The organism is Niallia sp. FSL M8-0099, assembly GCF_038006945.1.
Lineage (GTDB): Bacteria > Bacillota > Bacilli > Bacillales > Cytobacillaceae > Niallia > Niallia circulans.
The window spans coordinates 1,567,155-1,591,618 of the sequence record NZ_JBBOWF010000002.1 but is presented as its reverse complement, the minus strand read 5'-3'; the positions used below and the strand labels follow the sequence as shown (position 1 = coordinate 1,591,618).

Below are 24,464 nucleotides of genomic sequence, written 5' to 3'. Positions count from 1 at the left end.
AATAGTACAGAGCCTCGAAAACAAGCTAAAAGAAAGACTTAGAAAGAAGGAGGCATCATGATGCAGTACGAAGCTGGAAATTATGATGTAATTGTTATTGGTGCAGGCCATGCAGGTTGTGAAGCAGGACTTGCAGCAGCAAGACTGGGCGCCAAAACATTAATGTTAACAATTAATTTAGATATGGTTGCTTTTATGCCATGTAATCCATCTGTGGGAGGACCGGCTAAGGGGATTGTTGTTAGAGAAATTGATGCACTTGGCGGCGAAATGGGTAAAAATATTGATAAAACCTACATTCAGATGAGGATGTTGAATACAGGAAAAGGACCTGCAGTCCGTGCACTAAGAGCTCAGGCAGATAAATATATGTATCAACATGAAATGAAGAAGACATTAGAAAATGAACCAAATCTGACATTAATTCAAGGGATGGTAGAAGAATTAATAGTGGAGGATCAAGTTGCAAAAGGTGTCATTACGAAAACGGGTGCTACGTATCGTGCAAAAACGATTGTCGTAACTACTGGAACATATCTTCGCGGCGAAATTATTTTAGGGGAGCTTAAATATTCAAGCGGTCCGAATAACCAGCAGCCTTCCATTCGATTATCGGAGCATTTACAGGAGCTCGGTTTTGATTTAGTACGTTTTAAAACAGGAACACCTCCTCGTGTAAACAGTCATACTATTGACTATTCTAAAACAGAAATACAGCCAGGGGATGATGTTCCAAGAGCATTTTCTTATGAAACAACGAAATTTATTACAGAACAGCTTCCTTGCTGGTTAACATATACAAATGAAACAACACATCAAATTATTGATGCAAACTTACATCGTTCTCCAATGTATTCAGGGATGATTAAAGGAACTGGACCACGTTATTGTCCATCAATTGAAGATAAGGTGGTGCGATTTAACGATAAACCAAGACATCAAATTTTCTTAGAGCCAGAGGGGAAAAATACTCAAGAAGTTTATGTGCAAGGATTATCCACAAGCTTGCCTGAAGATGTTCAACAGGAAATTCTAAGAACGATACCGGGATTAGAAAATGTACAAATGATGCGTGCTGGATATGCAATTGAGTATGATGCTATTGTGCCAACACAGCTATGGCCAACATTGGAAACAAAGAAAATTAAAAATCTTTATACTGCTGGTCAAATCAATGGAACTTCAGGATACGAAGAGGCAGCAGGCCAAGGATTAATGGCTGGTATAAATGCAGGCTTAAATGCTTTAGAAAAAGAAGAAGTTATTTTAAGTCGTTCTGATGCGTATATTGGCGTTTTAATTGATGATTTAGTTACAAAAGGCACAAATGAACCCTACCGTCTTTTAACTTCTCGAGCAGAATATCGTTTATTACTTCGCCATGATAATGCAGATCTGCGTTTGACGGATATTGGCCATAGAATTGGTCTTATTTCTGAAGAGCGTTACGCGAAATTCTCGGAGAAAAAGCAATTAATTGAAAAAGAAAAGCAACGTTTAAGCGAAGTCATGCTAAAGCCAAATGAACAAGTTCAAAATGTTATTAAAGAACAAGGCGGCAGTGAATTAAAAGATGGCATAAGAGCAGGAGACCTATTAAAGCGACCTGAAATGAATTATAGTCATATTGAAGGACTGGCACCTAGTGATATAGAATTAACGGAAGATATAAAAGAGCAAGTAGAAATTCAAATAAAGTATGAAGGCTATATTGAGAAATCCTTACAGCAAGTAGAAAGACTAAAGAAAATGGAGAATAAAAAAATTCCTGAGAACATTGATTATGATGCTATCTCTAGTCTTGCAACAGAAGCAGTACAGAAACTAAAAAAAGTTCGACCATTGTCCATTGCACAGGCATCAAGAATATCTGGGGTAAATCCAGCAGATATATCCATTTTATTAGTTTATTTAGAACAAGGGAAAATTGCTCGAGTTTAATCTCTGGATAGAAAGGGTTCATGCATGAATACGGAAGAATTTATTCAAATGCTCTCCGATAAAGGAATCACTTTATCGGAAAAGCAAATAAATCAGTTTGAGCTCTACTATGAAACATTAGTAGAGTGGAATGAAAAAATGAATTTAACAGCTATTACGGAAAAATCAGATGTTTATTTGAAGCATTTTTATGATTCCATTACTGCTGGATTTTACTATGAAGGGTTTCATCGTCCTGCACAGCTATGTGATGTGGGAGCTGGGGCTGGCTTTCCAAGTATTCCTTTAAAAATTGTCTTTCCTGATTTAAAGGTAACAATTGTTGACTCTTTGAAGAAAAGAATTCACTTTCTTGAGCATCTAGCGTCCGTCTTAGAGTTAGAAGAGGTTAACTTTATTCATGACCGAGCAGAAACCTTTGGCCAAAATAAGGAGTATCGTGAAACATTTGATATTGTTACGGCCAGAGCTGTAGCAAGACTTTCCGTCTTAAGTGAGCTTTGTCTGCCACTAGTAAAGCTTGGAGGTACTTTCGTTGCTATGAAAGCAGCAAGTGCCAAAGAAGAACTGGCAGCTGGAAAAAAGGCTGTAAACCTATTAGGAGGAAAGGTGAATGAAACACATGCCTTTTTCTTGCCAATGGAAGAAAGCGAAAGAAATATCATCACCATCGCAAAGGAAAAGCCAACACCTAAAAAGTATCCTAGAAAACCAGGAACTCCTAATAAGGAACCAATCGAGTAGGGTAAGCTTAAGCAATTTAACAGGATGAGATGTTAGCTGTCTTAAAGCTAATTCGCGTCTTTCGAAGATACTCTTTTTCCACCCCTCTATAAAGTTAAGTTCGTCAAATGAAAAGGGGTGGAATCCTACTATGAAGACGATAAAAAAAGGCGATTAATTTTAAGCTATTACGAAAGAAAAAAGAGAATGATATAATCATTCATAGGATTAGGACTATATCAATTATCATATCTACTATATAATATACCTATAATTGTCATATTCTATTAAATTTCGAGAAGTTTCTTTCTATAAGTTAGATGACTTTGCAGGGATTAATGTTTCATATAGAGAATAATTAATAGGGAGTTTTGTAAAGGTGGTGCAGGGTGATGAAGCCTTCTTTCTCACGATTTTTTGGACTAGGCGAAAAGGGAGATCCAATAGAAGATGCTAGTCAATTAGGTGCAGATGCTGCTCAAGAGGAGATCGAGAATATGGGAAACAGTGAAGAAGTTAGAAAAATCCCAATTCATCAGATTGTTCCTAACCGTTTTCAACCAAGAACGGTATTTGATGATGAAAAAATTGAAGAATTAGCTCGTACAATCCATACCCATGGTATTATTCAACCAATTGTAATTAGAGAGTATGAGCAAGATAAATTTGAAATCATTGCTGGAGAACGAAGATGGAGAGCAATGAAAAAGCTTGGTTGGGAAGAAGCGCCAGCTATCATAAAAAACTTGAGTGATACAGAAACTGCGTCTGTTGCACTTATTGAAAATCTTCAAAGAGAAGAGCTTTCTCCAATTGAAGAAGCAATTGCATATGGAAAATTATTAGAGCTGCACAATCTTACCCAGGAGGCCCTTGCGCAAAGATTAGGGAAAGGGCAATCGACTGTTGCGAATAAATTAAGACTTCTTAAATTACCAGAAGAAATTCAAGAAGCATTATTGAATAAAGAGATTTCTGAGCGTCATGCTCGTTCGATGATTCCTTTAAAAGAACGCGAAAAACAAATCCAGCTTTTACAAGAAATCATTGAAAGGGGCTTAAACGTAAAGCAAACAGAAGAGCGTGTAGTGAGAATGCTCGAACAGACGAAGCAGAAGCCAAAGCCAAAAAGAAAGGCTTTTAGTAAAGATATGCGGATAGCTGTAAATACAATCCGACAATCATTAAATATGGTTTCTGATAGTGGTATTAATCTGAATGCTGAAGAAGAAGAATTTGAAGATTTTTACCAATTTACGATTAAAATACCGAAAAAGAAATAATAGATTTTTATATAGCATAATTATTTATACTTCCTTGTAATTTTTAAGCTCTGTTAAATTCCGCTTGTATTAAGAATTCCTTTTCGTCATTATATTGATTTAACAGAGCATACTTTTTTGTGAGAATAATAGCTAATTATGCTGATTCTCACTTTTTTATAGGATGATTTTTTCCTCAAAGGACACCACAAATAAAAATTAAAACCTCCATTGCTTATTTACGATGATTATTTTTTAGACCCAATCAAATAGGAAATTCTCCAAAAATGCTTGTATTAATAAGGTTTTCTCACTTGTTTTATTGTAGGAGTTTCTTTTCACTTACCATCATTAATCGAGATTAAAAGAAAAAATAACGATATTTAGAAGTTTTCATGATAAAATAATATACGTGATTACAATAGGTAGGAAATGAGCCATGTTGTAGTCTATTCTGTTTTTTACTAATAAATTGTTTTATAGTTTTAAAGAGCTATAAACAGTTCAATCATTTTATATTAAGTAGCCATCTTGCGTCGATTTATATTTCGTAGCTAGTATGGAATTAAAGGTAGGTGACATCATGGGTAAAATTATTACTGTTGCTAACCAAAAAGGTGGAGTTGGAAAAACAACTACATCAGTCAATCTTGGCTCTTGTTTAGCATATATCGGGAAAAGTGTACTATTAGTAGATATTGATCCACAAGGAAATGCCACTAGTGGTGTAGGTATTGAAAAAGCTGATGTTGATCATTGTATCTATGATGTGTTAGTCGATGATCTAGAAGCAAGTATGGTGATTAAGCAGACAAATGTAGAGAATTTGGATGTTATTCCAGCTACTATTCAGTTAGCTGGGGCGGAAATAGAACTTGTTTCTACTATTTCGAGAGAAGTTAGATTAAAAAGGGCATTAGATGAAGTCAAACATAACTATGACTACGTATTAATAGATTGTCCTCCTTCTTTAGGGTTATTAACGATTAATGCATTAACAGCTTCAGATGCGGTATTAATTCCAGTTCAATGTGAATATTATGCTTTAGAAGGATTAAGTCAATTACTAAATACAGTTCGACTTGTTCAAAAACATTTAAATCATGATTTGGCCATAGAGGGTGTGCTGCTAACGATGTTAGATGCTAGAACAAATCTAGGTTTACAAGTTATTGAAGAGGTTAAAAAGTATTTCCAAGACAAAGTCTATAAAACAATTATTCCAAGAAATATTCGATTATCAGAAGCACCGAGTCATGGGGAACCAATTATCATTTACGATCCAAAATCACGTGGTGCAGAAGTATATTTGGACCTTGCGAAGGAAGTGGTTACTAGTGGCTAAAGGACTTGGAAAAGGATTAGATGCCTTTTTTCCTAAAATAGATGTGGAGAAGGAAGAAAATGTTCAAGAAATAAGTCTAAATGAATTACGTCCGAATCCTTATCAGCCTAGAAAATTCTTTGATGAGGAAGCGATTGAAGAATTGAAGCTTTCTATACTAGAACACGGAATTCTTCAACCGATAATCGTTAGAAAGAGTATTAAAGGCTATGAAATAGTTGTTGGTGAACGTAGATATCGAGCAGCTAAAGAAGCTAAGTTAGAGACAGTTCCAGCAGTTGTCCGTCAATTAACAGAGCAACAAATGATGGAATTAGCAGTACTAGAGAATCTTCAAAGAGAAGATTTATCTCCTATTGAAGAAGGACATGCCTATCAGACTTTAATGAAGAAGTTAAAGCTGACTCAAGAGGAACTTGCAAAGCGTTTAGGGAAAAGCAGACCCCATATTGCCAACCACGTTCGCTTATTGACTCTTCCGAAGGCTGTGCAAAATTATATTTCTGACGGTAAAATATCCATGGGACATGGAAGAACTTTATTAGGTTTAAAAAATAAAGATAAGCTTCCAGCAATAGTTGATAAAATTATTAAAGACGGATTAAACGTGCGTCAGCTGGAACAATTAATTCAGCAACTAAATGAGAATGTTTCACGTGAAACAAAAAAAGAAAAAGCGCCTGTGAAAAATGTCTTTTTAAAAGAGCAAGAATCGTTTCTGCGTGAAAGATTTGGTACAACTGTTCATATTAAACAGAAGAAAAATAAAGGGAAAATTGAAATTGAATTTTTCTCTGAAGATGACTTAGCGCGTATTCTTCAATTATTTGAATTAGAAAATGAAAAGTAAAAAAGCCACCTAAGAAAGGGGAGTTTACCTTGTATGTGAACTAAACCTTTTTTAGGGGGCTTTTATATTAGCAATAAAATAGTAGGGATTAAACAGGTTCTTCCTTCGCTTGATATTCCTGAGCTTCTCTAGTATGCATATAGCGAAGGCTAGTATGATAAATGCCTTTGGAAATGATTTTGGCCATATTTAATACTAAGCTTAATCTAGTATTCTGAAGAACCAAGAATTCCATAAAACCACTAATATTTACTATCCCTGTAATATGAATATTTCCTACAGGAGGAAGCTCTTTATTAACACCACTGCCCGGTTTTACTGGCCCATCACCAATTTGGACGATACCTACACTTTTCATTCTGCCAAGGCAAGCATCAATACCTATAATGTAAGGGTTTTGATGTTTTTTATGCACTTCTCTTAATTTTTCCTCTAAATTAAGAGCGTGAATTGGATCATCTAGTGTTCCGTAAACATGAAAAGGAGAAATATTCTTTTCGCTTAACAAGGTACCAATAAGCGGACCTAATGAATCTCCAGTAGAACGATCAGTTCCAATACAAATAAAGACAATTGGCTGATTGATTGAAATGGATGGCAAATGTTTAGCTAATGAATCTGCTATCTTAAAGGCTGCTAATTGTTCATCATGAGCTATTCTAATGGGAAGTTCATTTTTTTCGAAAAGGCTGGAATATAAGGTCATTGAATCTACTCCTTTTATTTAGGATTCGATAAAATCTATAGAAGAAAGCAATTATTAAGTTGAGTTGATTGATGTTTGGCCAACCATCAAGAATGAAAATCTATCGAACCATTAGTTGTTTTTAAGCATAATTATTGTAGTATTCAGTATATGGAAAAGAGGCATATTCTATACATATCCATCAAAATAAAGGAAAAAAGAGTGAGACAAATAGGAGAAACTTTCATGATAATAAGGGCAAAAGTCCTTTGTTTTAGGAAATATCGTACTACAAAGCAAATAGAAAAACTGTTAAAATAAACTTACCCAATATGATGGCTTTTAAAGAGTAAAATAGAAAAATAGTTAGCATTATTTTTTATTTGATTTAACTTTATAGAAAGTGCTTTATTTATTACCTTGCATGAATAGGGGATAAAAGGAAAATAATCTAGTAGAAGTTTATATTTAGAGGTGTTCTAAATGGATAAGAATATAAAAGAAGGTATAGATAGTCTTATGAATGAGAATTTGTGGAGGGATGTCGGCGTTGGAGCACTAAAACTCGTCCTTATTTTCCTAATAAGCGGAATTATCATCAGGATAGGGAAGGCTGCAGTACGGAATATATTTAAAGTAAGAACACATTCTGCCTTACGAGTATCTGAAAGAAGGGAAGCAACATTAATTAAGCTATTAGAAAACACGATTACTTATGTTGTTTATTTCATAGCTATCATGATGGCATTATCTGTCTTTCATATTGATGTTAAAGCATTATTAGCAGGTGCGGGAATTGTCGGCTTAGCCATTGGTTTTGGAGCACAAAGCCTTGTAAAAGATATTATTACTGGATTTTTTATTATTTTTGAAGACCAGTTTTCTGTTGGAGATCAAGTACGTATAGGAACTTACGAGGGCGTAGTCGAGGAAATTGGATTACGTACAACAAAAATAAAAGGATTTACTGGAGAGGTAAACATTATCCCGAATGGAAGCATTGTGGATGTAACGAATTTCTCCATCAATAATAGTAAAGCGATAGTAGATGTAAGTATTGCTTATCAAGGTGATATTAATCGAGCAGAAAAAGTAATACTGGAACTAATCGAAAAATTACCAGAGCAATATGAAGATATTGTTGGCGTTCCTGAATTATTAGGGGTACAAAATATTCAAGCAGCAGAAGTAACCATTCGTGTTGTAGCGGAAACACTGCCAACGAAGCATCATGCTATCGCAAGGATATTAAGGAAAGAAATAAAAAATGTTTTAGATGAAAATGGAATTGAAAGTCCTGTCCCCAAATTAGTCATGTATTCGCAACCACAGTAATTTATTTTTTAGGAGGTATTATGGAACAGAAAGAATTTGGACTAAATGATGTCGTTGAGATGAAAAAAGCCCACCCTTGCGGTACAAACCGCTGGAAAATAATACGATTAGGAATGGATATTCGTATTAAATGTGAGGGATGTGGGCATAGTGTTCTTATTCCGCGAAGAGAATTTGCAAGGAAAATGAAAAAGGTTTTAGTAAAGCATGAGCAAGAATAGATAGATTATTTTTCTTAGAAAAGACTGCAAATAATATTTGTAGTCTTTTTATTGATGGGAAAGGGAACACTACTTGTCTTTTTCTCTCGTTAAAACTATAATTGTTAGAGGTTTATAATAATAATGAAATTACTTTCTAGTTTGTACGATAGAGGTAGAAAGTTTATATAAGGGAGTGGCATAATGGCGTTAACTGCTGGAATAGTTGGTTTACCCAATGTTGGTAAGTCTACATTATTTAATGCAATTACACAAGCAGGTGCAGAATCAGCAAACTATCCGTTCTGTACAATTGATCCAAACGTTGGAATTGTAGAAGTACCTGATCATCGTTTAACAAAATTAACAGAATTAGTACAACCGAAAAAAACAGTACCTACTACGTTTGAATTTACAGATATTGCCGGAATTGTGAAAGGGGCAAGTAAAGGAGAAGGGCTTGGTAATAAATTCTTATCTCATATTCGTGAAGTAGATGCAATTTGCCAAGTAGTACGTTGTTTTGCGGATGATAATATTACCCATGTCTCAGGAAAAGTAGATCCTATTTCTGATATAGAAACAATCAATTTAGAGTTAATTCTTGCTGATTTAGAATCGGTAGAAAAAAGAATTGCCCGAGTTGGGAAAATGGCGAAACAAAAAGATAAAGAAGCAGTTGCTGAATTAGAAGTATTAGAACTATTAAAAGCTGCTTTTGAAGAGGAAAAACCAGCAAGAACAGTAGAGTTTACAGAAGAACAAGCAAAAATTGCTAAAGGGCTACATCTTTTAACCATTAAGCCAGTATTATATGTTGCGAATGTAGGCGAAGATGAAATTGCTGATGCAGCAAATAATGAATATGTAAAGAGGGTAAAAGAATTTGCTGCAAATGAAAATGCAGAAGTTATTATTATTTGTGCAAAAATTGAAGAAGAAATTGCAGAGCTTGAAGGGGAAGAAAAAGACATGTTCCTACAAGAGCTTGGCATTGAAGAGTCTGGGTTAGATCAGCTAATTCGTGCGGCATATCATCTTCTTGGGTTAGCAACTTACTTTACTGCTGGTGTACAAGAAGTACGTGCTTGGACATTTGTACAAGGGATGAAAGCACCACAATGTGCTGGAATTATTCATTCTGATTTTGAAAGAGGCTTTATTCGTGCTGAAACCGTTTCTTATGAGGATTTATTAGCGAGCGGCAATATGGTTGCAGCGAAGGAAGCTGGTAAAGTTCGCTTGGAAGGTAAAGAATATGTAGTAAGAGATGGAGATATTATCCACTTCCGTTTCAACGTTTAATACAATAAATATGAAAATCACTCCTGCTAAGGAAACGGCGGGAGTGATTTTTTATATGTAAGAAGATAACTGTACAATCTTTTTACAATTCCTTAAAACTCTCCAAGTATTGGATTGCTAAAATAAAAATAACCTAAAATAGTTTGCTGAAAAGGGAGTGAGGCTTTTGAAAATTGCCATTTTTTCAGACACTTATTTTCCTCAAGTAAATGGTGTTGCTCAGACTTTAAAAAGACTTACTGATCATTTTGACAACAAACAAATAGCTTATCAAGTTTATTCTCCTGAAAATAAAACTTCTACTACATACCCTAATATAAACCAATTTCCAAGTCTTCCATTTTTTCTTTATCCTGAATGCCGAACTGTTATTACGAATCCAAAGAAAATAGAGAATAGCTTAAAAAAATTCCAACCAGACCTTATTCATCTAGCAACACCATATATGATGGGGTTATACGGGTTATTTGCTGCTAAGAAATTAAATATTCCAGTGGTATCTTCCTATCACACCAACTTTGATCAATATCTTAAATACTACCATGCCTCCTTGCTAGAACCATTTTTATGGAAATATTTAAAATGGTTTCATCAATCTACCGAAAGAATATTTGTCCCCAGTAAAGAAACACAAAGAAAGTTAGAATCTTTACATTTTGATGGCTTAAAAGTTTGGGGACGAGGGATTGATTCTAAGCTTTTTGCGCCTGATCATGATGCTAAAGAACAACTAAGAAAGAAATACCAAATAAAAGAAAAATATATTTTATTGTATGTAGGTAGATTAGCTCCAGAGAAAGATTTAGATACATTAAATAAAATTATTCATTGTCCTTCCGATATCAAAGATTCGGTCCATTGGCTTATTGTTGGAGATGGGCCAAACAAAGAAGCCTGGAGGGAAAAAGAGAGAGTACAAAAAAATATAACAATAACTGGTTATATAAAGGGGGAAGAATTGGCAAGGATATATGCAGGAGCAGATCTTTTTGTTTTCCCTTCCTTTACAGAAACTTTTGGGAATGTTGTATTAGAAGCCATGTCTAGCGGTATTCCAGCTGTCGTTGCAAATGCAGGAGGGGTAAAGGAGTTTGTAATAAATAATGTGAATGGAAAAATATGTGAACAGCAAAATGCTGAGAGCTTTGTTCATGCAATAAGTGAGCTATTGGAAGATGAAACGATGCGATTGAGAATGGGTGTAGAAGCTAGAAATTATGCTCTAACACAATCATGGGATACTATTTTTGATGGGTTAATAAGCGATTACTATGCAGTCATACAATCCAGTCGTAATCTTAATCAAAAGTACGCTTAAAAGAGCTAGTTCTTTTTATATATATTTAATAAAAATTAAAAGGTTATCGACTCATTTTCCTGCATTGCTATTTATTATGAAGTATGCTATACTTTTACATTGTGAGTAATGTATAGTTGCTCCTTGCCCATTGTGGGCCGTCTAGACCAAAAGGAGGTGAAAGTGATGAAAAAGTACGAAATTATGTACATCATCCGTCCAAATATTGAAGATGAGGCTAAGAAAGCTCTTGTTGAGCGTTTTAACTCTATTCTTACAGATAATGGAGCGGAATTAGCAGAATCAAAAGAGTGGGGTAAACGTCGCCTTGCATATGAAATCAATGATTTCCGCGATGGTTACTATCAATTAGTAAAAGTTAACGCTGCACCAGTAGCGGTTGAAGAATTCTCTCGTTTAGCTAAGATCAACGAAGATATCATTCGCCACATCGTAGTTAAAGATGAAGCAAAATAATAATAGATAAGTGATGTTTCACGTGAAACATTTAAAATGGAAGGGAGTTGAAACTGATGATGAATCGGGTAGTTCTTGTTGGCCGTCTAACGAAGGATCCTGACTTGCGTTATACACCGAGTGGAGTTGCTGTGGCTTCTTTCACACTTGCGGTTAACCGTACTTTTACGAACCAGCAAGGGGAAAGAGAAGCAGACTTCATTAACTGTGTTATTTGGAGAAAACCAGCAGAAAACGTTGCTAACTTCTTGAAAAAAGGGAGTTTAGCAGGTGTTGATGGTCGTATTCAAACTCGTAGCTATGATGGACAAGACGGAAAACGCGTGTATGTAACAGAAGTATTAGCAGAAAGTGTTCAGTTCTTAGAACCTAGAAACAGCTCTGGTAATAATAGAAGTGACAACATGAATTATGGAGCCCCAAGAGAACAAGATAATCCTTTTGGAGGATCAAATAATTATCAGAATCAGCGACCTCAAACAAATAGAAACAATCAAGATTATACAAAAGTGGATGAAGATCCATTTGCAAATAGCGGTCAAATCGATATTTCAGATGATGATCTACCGTTCTAAAAAGTAATTTTGATAATAAAAAGGAGGTTAATCTCATGGCAATGGGTGGACGCAGAGGTGGCCGTGCAAAGCGTCGTAAAGTATGTTACTTTACAGCTAACGGTATCACTCACATCGATTATAAAGATGTAGATTTACTTAAAAAATTCATCTCAGAACGTGGTAAAATTTTACCTCGTCGTGTAACTGGTACAAGCGCTAAATATCAACGTAAATTAACGATTGCTATTAAACGTGCCCGTACTATGGCTTTACTACCATACGTAAGTGGAGAATAATTAGCCTATAAAAAACCCTATTAGACATTTGTTTAATAGGGTTTTTATATTATCTATATGAAAACACTTGCATTGCTAGTTTCTTTTTGTCCTCCATACTCACGTTAGTAACTACATTGAAGAAGTAGATAAATGATAGTAAAATATTAGATAAAAGATGGGAACCCTTTCTTCTGGTAGAATACCCTTTTTCTAACGCCATAATAAGAAATCGATAACGTCGAAAATCTTATTCAGCCATCATGGAGTAAACGGACAGAGATAGACCTTTTTATATTTTAATTTAGTATTATGGGGTATAATAGTATCAGGTTTAATGAATACATAGTAAGGATTATGTGAAAATCTCACGAGCTTTAGGAGGAGAAAAATTGCCTACTTTTTTAGAGAAAGGATCCATACGGTATCCATTAATAAGTTTAATCGGTATTACCACTATCATGCTTGGAATCCTCTCTTTTTATAACTGGTTCTTTTCCTTAATTGGGTTATTTCTTTTTGTTATTCCTTTTTATTTTATTTTGCGAATAGATGACCGTCAGAGAAAGGAAACAGAAGAATATATAACCACTCTTTCCTACCGTGTTAAAAAAGTAGGAGAAGAGGCATTAATGGAAATGCCAATAGGAATCATGCTTATAAATGATGATTATTATATCGAATGGACAAATCCCTTTTTAGCATCTTGTTTTACAGAGGATACACTTGTTGGAAGGTCTTTATATGATGTTTCTCCATCCGTTATCCCATTAATTAAACAAGAGGTAGAAACGGAAATCATTACTCTACATGAAAGAAAGTTCCGAGTCATTCATAAAGTGGAAGAACGACTATTATACTTTTTCGATGTGACAGAACAAACCGAAATTGAAAAGCTGTATGAAGACGAACGTACGGCAATTGCCATAATCTTTCTAGACAATTATGATGACTTAACGCAAGGTATGGATGATCAGACAAGAAGTAGCATTAATAATACAGTCACAGCTATTTTAAATAAATGGGCTACAGATAATGGAGTCTTATTAAAAAGAATTTCCTCTGATCGTTTCATCGCTATTTTTAATGAACATATTCTACAAAGTTTGGAAAAGGGCAAGTTTACAATATTAGATGATGTTCGAGAATTAACTACGAAACAAAATGTACCCTTAACACTTAGTATTGGAGTTGGATCTGGTGTATCTTCCTTGCCTGAGCTGGGAAATATTGCACAATCCAGTCTTGATTTAGCCTTAGGAAGAGGGGGAGATCAAGTTGCGATAAAGCAGCCAAATGGTAAAGTGAAGTTTTTTGGAGGTAAAACAAATCCTGTAGAAAAACGAACTAGGGTTAGAGCACGAGTAATTTCTCATGCTTTGAAGGAATTAGTTCTAGAGAGTGATAAAGTCATTATTATGGGGCATAAGAATCCAGATATGGATGCAATTGGTGCAGCGATAGGGATACATAAAATAGCCCAGATGAACCAAAAGGAAGCATATATAGTCATCAATTTTCAAGAGATAGATACAGCTGTTCGAAGATTGATGGAAGAAATAAAAAAACAAGAGACCTTGTTTACGAAATTTATCACCCCTGATCAAGCATTAGAAATTGCTACAGGCGATACACTACTAGTAGTAGTTGATACCCATAAGCCTTCTTTCGTGATTGAAGAGCATTTATTGAATAAAATAGAAGATGTAGTAGTGATTGACCATCATCGTCGTGGAGAGGAATTTATAGAGAATCCGATTCTTGTCTATATGGAACCATATGCTTCCTCTACAGCCGAACTAGTAACAGAATTACTAGAATATCAGCCGAAAACTGTTAAAATTGAAATGTTAGAAGCAACAGCCCTTTTAGCAGGAATCATTGTGGATACAAAAAGCTTCACTCTTAGAACAGGGGCAAGAACGTTTGATGCTGCTTCCTATTTAAGGGGACAGGGAGCAGACACTGTACTGGTTCAAAAATTCCTAAAAGAGGATATTGAAAACTATGTGAAAAGAGCAAAAATTATTGAAAGTGTTCAATTTTATAAAGAGGGAATTGCAATAGCTATAGCGAAGGAAGAAGAAGCAGTAGATGTTGTTTTAATTGCTCAAACAGCTGATACTCTATTAACAATGGATGGAATTATTGCCTCTTTTGTAATAGCACCTAGAGGGGAAACGATGATTGGAATTAGCGCACGCTCCTTAGGAGACATCAATGTCCAAATTATTATGGAAAGTCTTCATGGTGGTGGACATTTAACCAATGCTGCTACACAGCTATCTAATATGCCGATGGAAGAGGTAGAGGCAAGGCTTAAGTTAGCGATTGATGACTATTTTGAAGGGAGAAGAAAAGAATGAAAGTTATTTTTCTAAAAGATGTAAAAGGAAAAGGGAAAAAAGGGGAAGTTAAAAACGTAGCAGATGGCTATGCACATAACTTTCTTTTAAAACAAGGTTTGGCTGTAGAGGCGAATGCTTCAGCTGTTAGTACACTAAATGCACAGAAGAAAAAAGAAGAGAAAGAAGCTATTGAAGAGCTTAATAGAGCAAAAGAATTAAAAGAAAAGCTAGAAAAAGTAACAGTGGAGCTGCATGCAAAATCAGGTGAAGGCGGTAGATTATTTGGATCAATTACAAGTAAGCAAATTGCTGATGAACTAAATAAAAAGCATCAAATTAAAATTGATAAACGAAAAATTGAATTAAATGATGCTATTCGTTCACTAGGTGTGACAAAGGTTGCAGTGAAGCTTCATCACGAAGTGTCTGCAACATTAAATGTACATGTAAAAGAATTAAGCTAATATTGGAAGTTCCATTTGCCGCTAAACATGTTAAAATAGAATAAGCTTAAGAAAATGTGATACAGGTTGAGCTGGTCACATTTTTTGTTTGACTGTTTTTAATAGAAAATATTTAAAAAAATGAAAAGGGCACAGTGGATACAAAAATATCTTTCAGCAAATGAAAGAATCTTTTTGTATAGATTGTTGCTTTTTTTAACCTAGGCTATGTTTATTATCATATCCTCTCATTTAAGGAGGTTTTATAGATTGAGTGAAATGTTAAATGATCGAATGCCCCCTCAAAATATTGAGGCTGAGCAGGCTGTACTAGGGGCCATATTTCTTGAGCCACAAAGCTTAACACTAGCTTCTGAAATATTAATACCAGAAGACTTTTATCGTGGCGCACATCAAAGAATATATTCAACGATGCTTAAATTAAATGATGAAGGAAAAGCAGTCGATTTAATAACAGTGACGTCTGAATTAGCAGCTACTAATAACTTAGAAGATACAGGTGGAGTTAGTTATTTGAGCGAGCTGGCAGCTTCTGTGCCAACCGCTGCCAATATAGAATATTATGCGAAGATTGTAGAAGAGAAGTCATTGCTGCGCCGATTAATTCGAACAGCAACAAATATTGCCCAAGACGGATATTCCCGCGAGGATGAAGTAGAAGCCCTTCTAAGTGAAGCGGAAAAGAATATTTTAGAAGTAGCACAGCGGAAAAATGCCGGTGCGTTTCATAATATCAAAGATGTTCTCGTGCGAACATACGATAACATTGAAGAGATGCATAATCGTAAAGGCGATATAACAGGTATAGCAACAGGGTTTGCTGAGCTTGATAAAATGACGGCTGGATTCCAGCGCAATGATCTAATTATCGTTGGAGCGAGACCATCCGTTGGTAAAACTGCCTTTGCCTTAAATATTGCTCAGAATGTTGCCGTAAAAACAGGAGAAAATGTAGCAATCTTCAGCTTGGAGATGGGAGCGGAGCAGCTCGTTATGCGTATGCTTTGTGCAGAAGGTAATATAGATGCACAGCGTCTTCGTACAGGGTCATTAACGGACGAGGACTGGGGCAAGCTGACAATGGCAATGGGGAGCCTATCCAATGCTGGTATTTTCATTGATGATACACCAGGGGTAAAGATTACCGATATAAGAGCTAAATGTCGCCGCTTAAAGCAGGAGCATGGCTTAGGAATGATATTAATTGATTACCTTCAGCTTATTTTAGGAAGTGGACGAGCAGGCGAAAATAGACAGCAAGAGGTATCGGAAATTTCCCGTTCCTTAAAACAGCTTGCACGTGAGCTTCAAGTGCCAGTAATCGCCTTGTCCCAGCTATCACGCGGGGTAGAGCAAAGACAAGATAAGCGTCCGATGATGTCTGATATCAGGGAATCAGGAAGTATTGAGCAGGATGCCGATATTGTAGCGTTCTTGTACCGTGATGATTACTATGACAAGGAATCAGAAAGCAAGAATATTATAGAGATCATTATTGCGAAACAGCGTAATGGACCAACAGGAACGGTACAATTAGCTTTTGTAAAAGAATATAATAAATTCGTCAATTTAGAACGGCGCTTTGAAGATGGGGCAATGCCGACAGGCGCTTAGGAAAAAAAGATTAGTAGACTGCGAGCTACTAATCTTTTTTTGTGCCTTTTCAGATGGACAGAAGTCTTAATCGGAGTAAATATACTTCAACTTTTATCGTTTTTTATTAATCTCTTTTTTACGAACATAATCTTAAAATATCAAAAAGATTGTTCGTGTTTTATTGACTTTTATCTTGGGGAATTGATAAAATAGGAATGTTGATTAAGGATATAATAAAAAAAGATATAGAAACCTGTGGAGGTGCTCTAGGATATGTCATCAGTAGTGGTGGTAGGAACGCAATGGGGAGACGAAGGAAAAGGTAAAATTACCGATTTCCTATCTGAAAATGCAGAAGTGATTGCACGTTATCAAGGTGGTAACAATGCAGGTCATACAATTAAGTTTAATGGAGAAACATATAAATTACACTTAATTCCATCTGGGATATTTTATAAAGAAAAAATTAGTGTTGTTGGAAACGGAATGGTCGTTGATCCAAAAGCGATCATTGAAGAATTAAAGTATTTACATGACCGTAATATCAATACAGATAATTTGAGAATTAGTAATCGTGCACATGTTATTCTTCCCTATCATCTAAAATTAGATGAGGTTGAGGAAGAAAGCAAAGGTGCTAATAAAATTGGAACAACGAAAAAAGGAATTGGACCAGCTTATATGGATAAAGCAGCGCGTACTGGTATCCGTATTGCTGACTTATTAGATAAAGAAGTATTTGAAGAAAAGCTTGCAAGAAATTTAATTGAAAAAAACCGTTTATTAGAGCGTATTTATGAAACGGAAGGCTTTAAATTAGAAGATATTTTAGATGAGTATTATGAGTATGGACAGCAAATTAAGAAATATGTTTGTGACACTTCTGTTGTATTGAATGATGCATTAGATGAAGGCCGCAGAGTATTGTTTGAAGGTGCTCAAGGGGTAATGCTAGATATCGATCAAGGTACGTATCCGTTTGTTACATCTTCTAATCCAGTGGCTGGAGGGGTAACAATTGGTTCAGGTGTTGGTCCAACGAAAATTAAACATGTAGTTGGTGTATCCAAAGCTTATACATCAAGAGTAGGGGATGGACCTTTCCCAACAGAATTAAATGATGAAATTGGACATCATATTAGAGAAGTTGGCCGTGAATATGGAACAACAACTGGTAGACCACGCCGTGTCGGCTGGTTTGATAGTGTTGTTGTGCGTCATGCACGTCGAGTTAGCGGTATTACTGATCTTTCTCTGAATTCCATTGATGTTTTAACAGGAATTGAAACAGTAAAAATTTGTGTTGCTTATAAATACAAAGGGGAAGTAATGGAAGAGTTCCCAGCAAGCCTTAAAGTACTAGCTGATTGTGAGCCAGTATATGAAGAATTACCAGGCTGGTCAGAGGACATTACTGGATGTAAAACATTAAGTGAGCTTCCTGAAAATGCCCGTCATTATTTAGAAAGAGTTTCACAGTTAACGGGGATCCCATTGTCCATGTTCTCAGTTGGCCCAGATCGTACACAAACAAATGTGATACACAGCCCTTGGAGACAAATCTAAGCATGGTAAGAGGTCGTTCTAAACGTGTTAGAACGACCTTTTCTTTTCTAAATAGATAATAGAAGCAGGCTGGCTTGATTCGTTTACAGAAATGGCATGAGGGTATGATAAGTATACAGTATTCTTTATGTTGGGTATTTAATTTTAGTAACCTTGCGGATGGAAAAATAGTTGCCTAGGAGTTAAAAAATATTTTTGAAAAAACTTTTAAAAAAAGTATTGCTTTTTATTTTAATAATATGCTAATATAAAAAGCGTCGCAAATGACAAAAATACGAGCCATTAGCTCAGTCGGTAGAGCATCTGACTTTTAATCAGAGGGTCGGAGGTTCGAATCCTCCATGGCTCACCATTTCTTGTAATAAATCATGGCCCATTGGTCAAGCGGTTAAGACACCGCCCTTTCACGGCGGTAACACGGGTTCGAATCCCGTATGGGTCATAATATCTTTTTAAAGGTATTAATAGTAAAAAATGGTCCGGTAGTTCAGTTGGTTAGAATGCCTGCCTGTCACGCAGGAGGTCGCGGGTTCGAGTCCCGTCCGGACCGCCATTTTTTCTTCCTATGCATTTGCATATTTAATATATATTTTTTATCTAATACATATTGAAGACAAGTAAAAATTTCGACCTGTGCTGCTAGTAAGCATCTGTCACAATAGTTTGGCTCAGTAGCTCAGTCGGTAGAGCAAAGGACTGAAAATCCTTGTGTCGGCGGTTCGATTCCGTCCTGAGCCACCTTGATTTACCATCACAACGAATGTTCGTTGTTTTTTTTATGCCTAATTATTTCCCCGTAAATAAATGTGAAAGAATCCGCTACTATTACAACCCCCCACAGAACATATAAATTTAACAACAATTTTATTACAATATAATAGCAAACCATTTTTCCTTATAAAAGTATGATAAAGTTAATGTATATGTCTTCTTTGTTAGGAACTTTATAAATAATGAAGTGAATGGAGTAGAAATAGAAGAGAATTATTTAATTTAGAAAAAAGTAAGTAGAGGATGTTATAGACAAAAAAAGGACAAGGAATCCATTCTATCAAAAAGGATATCCTTGCCAAAATTAAGGGAAAATGAAACTCATATATATAGACGATTATCTCGTCTAAAAGGTTTCAATAATTTATCCATCTACCTATGTATTTTTTATTGTAAAATAATGCTCTAACTAATTTTCTACAGAAAGAAGGCATATAACAGCCTAGTATGTATTGATGATGGATGTATGCTTTTAGTTCCCATGTATAAGAATAAAAGACTAATAAAGAAAAATAAGCAATTCTCTCTTTAAATAGAGAGATTTTTTATTCGGGGATGGAAGGAATGTTCAGTGGGCTAATGAAAAGCTTCACTGTCTTTTTTATTTGGGGCTATTTAGTGGATAGCAGTTATTTGGAGAATTTTATCATCCTGCTACCTATTTTTTGTTTCTCTTGGTAAAGGGAGATGAAAGCGGGATAAACTAATAATAGAAAAAAAGTGATTATATAAATTTAAAATGGTAAAGTAGACATTAGAAGTAAACAATAAAAGAATGAAATAACAATAGATAAACTTGATATAAGGAGAATAGCAGAATGAACAAAAAGATTCTAGTTGTAGATGATGAAAAACCAATTGCGGATATTTTGCAATTTAATTTAAAGAAAGAAGGATTTGAAGTTTATTGTGCTTATGATGGCAACGAGGCGTTAGAGAAGGTAGAAGAGCTTCAGCCGGATTTAGTATTATTAGATATTATGCTGCCACAAAGAGATGGAATGGAAGTATGTCGTGAGGTTAGAAAGAAATATGAGATGCCGATTATTATGTTAACGGCTAAGGACTCTGAGATAGATAAGGTGTTAGGACTGGAATTAGGGGCAGATGATTATGTAACAAAGCCTTTCAGTACGAGAGAGCTGATTGCACGTGTTAAAGCAAATCTTCGTAGACACCAGCAAGTTTCTTCTGCTGCAGAAGAGGAGAAAGAAACAAATGAAATTGAAGTTGGTTCCCTTATTATTCACCCAGATGCTTATATCGTATCGAAAAGGGGAGAAATGATTGAGCTGACTCATCGTGAATTTGAATTGCTTTACTATTTAGCAAAACATATCGGACAAGTTATGACGAGAGAGCACTTGCTTCAAACTGTATGGGGTTACGACTACTATGGAGATGTAAGAACAGTAGACGTAACAGTAAGAAGGTTAAGAGAAAAAATTGAAGATAATCCTAGTCATCCAACTTGGATTGTGACAAGAAGAGGCGTTGGATACTACTTGAGAAATCCTGAGCAGGAGTAAATCTATTAATGAAAAAAGTGAGTTTTTTTCGTTCTATTCATTTGAAGCTTGTGGTAGTAATTGTTTTGCTTATTCTAATTTCTATTCAGATTATTGGAGTCTATTTTGTAAAGACTTTACAGACGACCTTATTGGATAGTTTTAAAGTATCGATTCAAGAGAAAGTAAATATCTTATCGATTTATTTAGAAGAGCAGCTTGTAAAGGAAAGAGTCGTCGAAAATGGGGATTCAAAGTTAGAAGATGATATTAGAAGAATTCTGAGTGATAATAATTCTTCTGATATTAAGGAAATTAGAGTAGTTAATAGTAATGGAATTATAGTCGGAACTTCGGATCCGGAAAATCAAAATTTAGTTGGCCAGAGAATGGTCGACTATTCGGTAAGACGAATTTTATCTAACTCTTCCCAGCCAGATAATCCGATCAAGCAGAAAAATGGCGAGAAAATCTATGAGCTGATTACTCCTATAAAGACGAATGGAGATGAAATAGTCGGAGCCATTTATTTGGTAGGGAAAATCGAGAATGTGTATAAACAAATTGATAAGATTAATCAAATCTTCCAAAAAGGAACCATTATTACATTGGTTGTTACCGCTATTTTGGGAGTTCTGTTAGCAAGAACAATCACCAAGCCAATCTCTGATATGCAAAAGCATGCCTTTGCCTTATCAAAGGGGAATTTCTCTCGAAAGGTAAAAGTGTATGGATTTGATGAAATCGGCCAGCTGGCGATTACTTTTAATAATTTGACCAAGAAGCTTCAAGAGTCACAGGCTACAACAGAAAGTGAAAGAAGAAAACTATCTTCAGTATTAGCCTATATGACAGACGGAGTAATTGCGACAGATAGAAAAGGACGGATTATTCTTATTAATGAGCCAGCTGCAAAAATGCTGGATGTTTCACGTGAAACAGTCCTTTCTGAACCAATTGTTAATCTTCTTGATCTTAATGGAAAGTATACATTTGAGGAACTTCTCGAGGAAAGAGAATCGGTTATTTTGGATTATAGTACACATTATGAACCATATGTGTTACGGGCGAATTTTTCTGTTATCCAAAAAGAAACAGGGTTTGTGAATGGTTTAATTACGGTTCTCCACGATATTACCGAACAAGAAAAGATTGATATGGAAAGAAAAGAGTTTGTGGCGAATGTTTCCCATGAATTGCGTACGCCGTTAACGACAATGCGCAGTTATGTAGAGGCTCTATATGATGGGGCATGGAAAGATGAAGAATTGGCTCCGAAATTCCTTAATGTCACACAAACGGAAACAGAACGTATGATACGCCTTGTAAATGACTTATTACAGCTTTCTAAATTAGATAGTCGTGATTATCAGTTAAATAAAGAACTTGTTGATTTCATCGTATTTTATAATCGTATTATTGATCGTTTTGAATTGACGAAAGAGCAAAATGTTATTTTTATAAGGAAATTGCCTAAGAAAGCAGCATTTGTGGAAATTGATGAAGATAAATTGACACAGGTTCTTGATAATATAATTTCTAATGCCTTGAAGTACTCTCCTGAAGGTGGGAAAATTACTTTTTCTATAAAGGAGCAAGAACAGCAAATTATCGTAAGTGTATCGGATAACGGCGTAGGTATTCCAAAAGAAAATATTGATAAAATATTTGATCGTTTCTACCGTGTTGATAAGGCGAGAACACGTAAGCTTGGCGGAACAGGACTAGGCCTTGCTATTGCGAAAGAAATGGTAGAAGCACATGGGGGAAGAATTTGGGCATCCAGTAAAGAAGGAAAAGGAACAAAAATATCTTTCACCCTACCGTATATTCAATCTGAAGAGGATGATTGGGGATGAAATATGAGAACGTAAAAAGTGGCATTTTAATCTTGCTGGTAGCATTAAGTGTGTTATTATATTATCTCCTTTGGACAGACCAAGGTGGAGAGTTTGATGCGATGGATTCTAGTGGTTCTACTATGGAGCAAGAGGCATTAGGGGCTAAAAAGGAAGTCAGTGAAGTAATAAAACCTGATGAAATTTACCAACACATCGATGGGCAGCATTATGGTACAATTTCCAAGGAGGAAGTAGACCATATTCTAAATAGATTGAAAGAATTTGATTATGGGAATTTCCGTAATATATCTTCCACCATTCCTAGTATAGCCACTTTTTTAGAGGAGCAGAATAATAGTCTAGAAATAAGGTTTCCAGGACAAGTTCCTTTTCGTATTTATAAAGAAATTTTAAGAATTGATCAAGATAATTCCTTTGATTTTGATACAATCTTGTTTTCTTATAAGGATGGAAGTGTTTATTTTCTATCTAAAGAAACAGAGAAAGTATATGAAGCATCGATAAATACGACCTATATAGAGCAGCTTAATAAATTGAAAGAAAATGTTTATGCGGAAAAGACAGTGTACTCCACTTATTTTTCTTATAAACCTAATGATCAATATTTAATTTACTTGCCTAATGGGAAGCAGGAAGTAAATAAATATAAATACTTTACAAGACAAATTGAATCTATCCGCTTGAGCAGAGCATTATTTGAAGAGCCAAGTATTGCTCAAAAAGAAATTCTGACAAATTGGGAAGAGTATACGGATGATTCAGGTTTATTACGAATATATAAAGATACCCATATAGTTAGTTTCTTTAAACCTGCAGGCATTTCGAATGAAATGACTCAGAACCATATAATAAATAATAGTATCGAATTAATTAATGAACGTGGCGGCTGGATTAATGACTATCTTTATGTCGGACGAGATGATGATAGAAAGGTTACCTTTCGTTTATACAATACAAATGGGATGCCTGTGTTCAATCTAAATACGGAGTTGTCCGATATTCGATTATACTGGGAAGATAATAAGGCAAAGCGTCTTTTAACGAGTAATTTAATTATTATTAATACAACCACTCCGTTTGATTTTTCAAAAGAGACCATCTCATCAGGAGAGGATGTTCTAAATTATCTTAAAAGCAATAAAAAACTGAAGATGGAAAAACTCCAGAAGATCGTACTGGGATACGATATGCAGGTCGATTCGCAAAGTATCGTTTCTTTACAGCCAACTTGGTTTTACCAATATGATCATAAATGGTATTCCCTATATTCGGAAGGAACAGGGGGCAGCTTAGATGGACTGGAGTAAGATAAAGACGATATTTATCATTGCCTTTTTACTATTAGATGTTTATTTAATTTATGAATATGTAAAAATTAAGGAATACCAGCGGGCCGATGATTTACCAACAGAACCACCAACACACACATTGTCACGGCTAGGAATTGATTACGATAAAGAGAAACTGCCAGTGAATAATGTGAAGGATCAATATTTATCTGCCAAATCGAAGAAATTTACCGATGATGAGATCAAGAAGTTGGAAAAGGGATTATTAAGCGGTCAAGAAATTACGGTAAGAGATAGCATATATCTTCAAGCAGTCCTAGAGAAACCAATCAGTATAGATAAAGAGTTCGATCCCGATGATTTGACTGATTTTCTGCTTAATTCCGTACTTAACGGTGCAGAGTATCGCTTTTTGGAAAAGAAGGGGAACACGATAAAGTACTATCAGCAGCATGCAGGAAAAACATTGTATCGCAATCCTAAAGCGGAGCTTACCTTTAATGTCAATGAAGAAAATAAAATTGTTTCTTATAACCAGACATATTTAGAAAACATTAAAGAAATGGATAAAGAAGAGGTCATTATGCAGCCGCCTGATGCTATTCTTAACTTATTTAAAAATAATTTCATTGAAAGTGGTTCATATGTAAGTCATATAGAACTAGGGTATTATACACAGCTTGATACTTCGGCACAGCTGCTTGCACCAACTTGGAAAGTAACAGTGAACGAAGAAGATTTTTATGTGAACGCCCTAGATGGACAAGTTATTCAGCCAGAAACAGAGGAAATGAAAGTGGAGTGAGAG

The 24,464-nt window shown here is 35.3% G+C and carries 21 protein-coding genes and 4 tRNA genes; 24 read left to right on the top strand and 1 reads right to left on the bottom strand.

The features are described 5' to 3' along the window. The first annotated feature begins 60 nt into the window (after positions 1-60). The 5 genes from mnmG (at position 61) to NSQ92_RS22310 (ending at position 6,121) form a co-directional block, all read left to right on the top strand. Positions 61-1,941, top strand: coding sequence for a tRNA uridine-5-carboxymethylaminomethyl(34) synthesis enzyme MnmG (gene mnmG / locus NSQ92_RS22330; RefSeq protein ID WP_095258366.1), 1,881 nt, complete (start codon positions 61-63; stop codon positions 1,939-1,941). A 24-nt stretch (positions 1,942-1,965) separates the two neighbouring features. After that, on the top strand, positions 1,966-2,685 hold the full coding sequence (gene rsmG / locus NSQ92_RS22325; RefSeq protein WP_095258365.1) for a 16S rRNA (guanine(527)-N(7))-methyltransferase RsmG: 720 nt from the start codon (positions 1,966-1,968) through the stop codon (positions 2,683-2,685). Positions 2,686-3,056: 371 nt separating this feature from the next. Beyond that, positions 3,057-3,947, top strand: coding sequence for a nucleoid occlusion protein (gene noc / locus NSQ92_RS22320; protein WP_061797261.1), 891 nt, complete (start codon positions 3,057-3,059; stop codon positions 3,945-3,947). A 562-nt stretch (positions 3,948-4,509) separates the two neighbouring features. Then, complete coding sequence (locus tag NSQ92_RS22315; protein ID WP_047944597.1) at positions 4,510-5,271, top strand: ParA family protein; 762 nt, start codon at positions 4,510-4,512, stop codon at positions 5,269-5,271. Then, positions 5,264-6,121, top strand: a complete 858-nt coding sequence (locus NSQ92_RS22310; protein WP_061797255.1) for a ParB/RepB/Spo0J family partition protein — start codon at positions 5,264-5,266, stop codon at positions 6,119-6,121. The genes NSQ92_RS22315 and NSQ92_RS22310 overlap by 8 nt, the downstream gene beginning before the upstream one ends. 88 nt (positions 6,122-6,209) lie before the next feature. Here NSQ92_RS22310 and yyaC read toward each other — a convergent pair whose 3' ends face one another. Further along, positions 6,210-6,827 (bottom strand): spore protease YyaC, encoded by a 618-nt coding sequence (gene yyaC, locus NSQ92_RS22305; RefSeq protein ID WP_095258364.1) that lies wholly within the window; start codon positions 6,825-6,827, stop codon positions 6,210-6,212. 462 nt (positions 6,828-7,289) lie between these two features. Here yyaC and NSQ92_RS22300 point away from each other — a divergent pair, with 462 nt between their 5' ends. The 19 genes from NSQ92_RS22300 (at position 7,290) to NSQ92_RS22210 (ending at position 24,461) form a co-directional block, all read left to right on the top strand. Further along, positions 7,290-8,141 (top strand): mechanosensitive ion channel family protein, encoded by an 852-nt coding sequence (locus NSQ92_RS22300; RefSeq protein ID WP_047944594.1) that lies wholly within the window; start codon positions 7,290-7,292, stop codon positions 8,139-8,141. A 20-nt stretch (positions 8,142-8,161) separates the two neighbouring features. After that, the gene (locus NSQ92_RS22295; protein WP_047944593.1) at positions 8,162-8,362 is read left to right on the top strand and encodes a DUF951 domain-containing protein; all 201 of its coding nucleotides are present in this window, start codon (positions 8,162-8,164) and stop codon (positions 8,360-8,362) included. Between the two features lie 183 nt (positions 8,363-8,545). Further along, complete coding sequence (gene ychF / locus NSQ92_RS22290) at positions 8,546-9,646, top strand: redox-regulated ATPase YchF (protein WP_061797253.1); 1,101 nt, start codon at positions 8,546-8,548, stop codon at positions 9,644-9,646. Between the two features lie 166 nt (positions 9,647-9,812). Then, positions 9,813-10,964, top strand: coding sequence for a glycosyltransferase family 4 protein (locus NSQ92_RS22285; RefSeq protein WP_047944591.1), 1,152 nt, complete (start codon positions 9,813-9,815; stop codon positions 10,962-10,964). Positions 10,965-11,129: 165 nt separating this feature from the next. Continuing rightward, positions 11,130-11,420: a 30S ribosomal protein S6 gene (gene rpsF, locus NSQ92_RS22280; RefSeq protein WP_047944590.1), complete on the top strand. Its 291-nt coding sequence runs from the start codon at positions 11,130-11,132 to the stop codon at positions 11,418-11,420. A 56-nt stretch (positions 11,421-11,476) separates the two neighbouring features. Next, the gene (ssb, locus tag NSQ92_RS22275; RefSeq protein WP_047944589.1) at positions 11,477-11,995 is read left to right on the top strand and encodes a single-stranded DNA-binding protein; all 519 of its coding nucleotides are present in this window, start codon (positions 11,477-11,479) and stop codon (positions 11,993-11,995) included. 41 nt (positions 11,996-12,036) lie between these two features. Next, positions 12,037-12,273 carry a 30S ribosomal protein S18 gene (rpsR, locus tag NSQ92_RS22270; protein ID WP_047944615.1) on the top strand — a complete coding sequence of 79 codons (237 nt, stop codon included), beginning with the start codon at positions 12,037-12,039 and terminating at the stop codon, positions 12,271-12,273. Positions 12,274-12,644: 371 nt separating this feature from the next. Further along, positions 12,645-14,618, top strand: a complete 1,974-nt coding sequence (locus NSQ92_RS22265) for a DHH family phosphoesterase (RefSeq protein ID WP_047944588.1) — start codon at positions 12,645-12,647, stop codon at positions 14,616-14,618. Next, on the top strand, positions 14,615-15,064 hold the full coding sequence (gene rplI / locus NSQ92_RS22260; RefSeq protein WP_047944587.1) for a 50S ribosomal protein L9: 450 nt from the start codon (positions 14,615-14,617) through the stop codon (positions 15,062-15,064). Before NSQ92_RS22265 ends, rplI begins: the two co-directional genes overlap by 4 nt. A 249-nt stretch (positions 15,065-15,313) precedes the next feature. Next, the gene (dnaB, locus tag NSQ92_RS22255; protein WP_047944586.1) at positions 15,314-16,678 is read left to right on the top strand and encodes a replicative DNA helicase; all 1,365 of its coding nucleotides are present in this window, start codon (positions 15,314-15,316) and stop codon (positions 16,676-16,678) included. A gap of 255 nt (positions 16,679-16,933) precedes the next feature. Next, complete coding sequence (locus tag NSQ92_RS22250) at positions 16,934-18,226, top strand: adenylosuccinate synthase (protein ID WP_047944584.1); 1,293 nt, start codon at positions 16,934-16,936, stop codon at positions 18,224-18,226. Positions 18,227-18,502: 276 nt separating this feature from the next. Continuing rightward, a tRNA-Lys gene (locus tag NSQ92_RS22245) sits at positions 18,503-18,578 on the top strand. Between the two features lie 18 nt (positions 18,579-18,596). After that, positions 18,597-18,668: transfer RNA gene (locus NSQ92_RS22240), tRNA-Glu, on the top strand. Positions 18,669-18,702: 34 nt separating this feature from the next. Continuing rightward, positions 18,703-18,779: transfer RNA gene (locus NSQ92_RS22235), tRNA-Asp, on the top strand. 112 nt (positions 18,780-18,891) lie between these two features. Further along, positions 18,892-18,964, top strand: a tRNA-Phe gene (locus NSQ92_RS22230). Between the two features lie 851 nt (positions 18,965-19,815). After that, entirely contained in the window at positions 19,816-20,526 is a 711-nt protein-coding gene (yycF, locus tag NSQ92_RS22225; RefSeq protein ID WP_047941026.1) for a response regulator YycF, read from the top strand. A gap of 8 nt (positions 20,527-20,534) precedes the next feature. Beyond that, on the top strand, positions 20,535-22,364 hold the full coding sequence (gene walK / locus NSQ92_RS22220; RefSeq protein ID WP_047941025.1) for a cell wall metabolism sensor histidine kinase WalK: 1,830 nt from the start codon (positions 20,535-20,537) through the stop codon (positions 22,362-22,364). Further along, positions 22,361-23,674 carry a YycH family regulatory protein gene (locus NSQ92_RS22215; RefSeq protein ID WP_047941024.1) on the top strand — a complete coding sequence of 438 codons (1,314 nt, stop codon included), beginning with the start codon at positions 22,361-22,363 and terminating at the stop codon, positions 23,672-23,674. Before walK ends, NSQ92_RS22215 begins: the two co-directional genes overlap by 4 nt. Continuing rightward, entirely contained in the window at positions 23,661-24,461 is an 801-nt protein-coding gene (locus NSQ92_RS22210; RefSeq protein ID WP_047941023.1) for a two-component system regulatory protein YycI, read from the top strand. Before NSQ92_RS22215 ends, NSQ92_RS22210 begins: the two co-directional genes overlap by 14 nt. Positions 24,462-24,464: the final 3 nt, after the last annotated feature.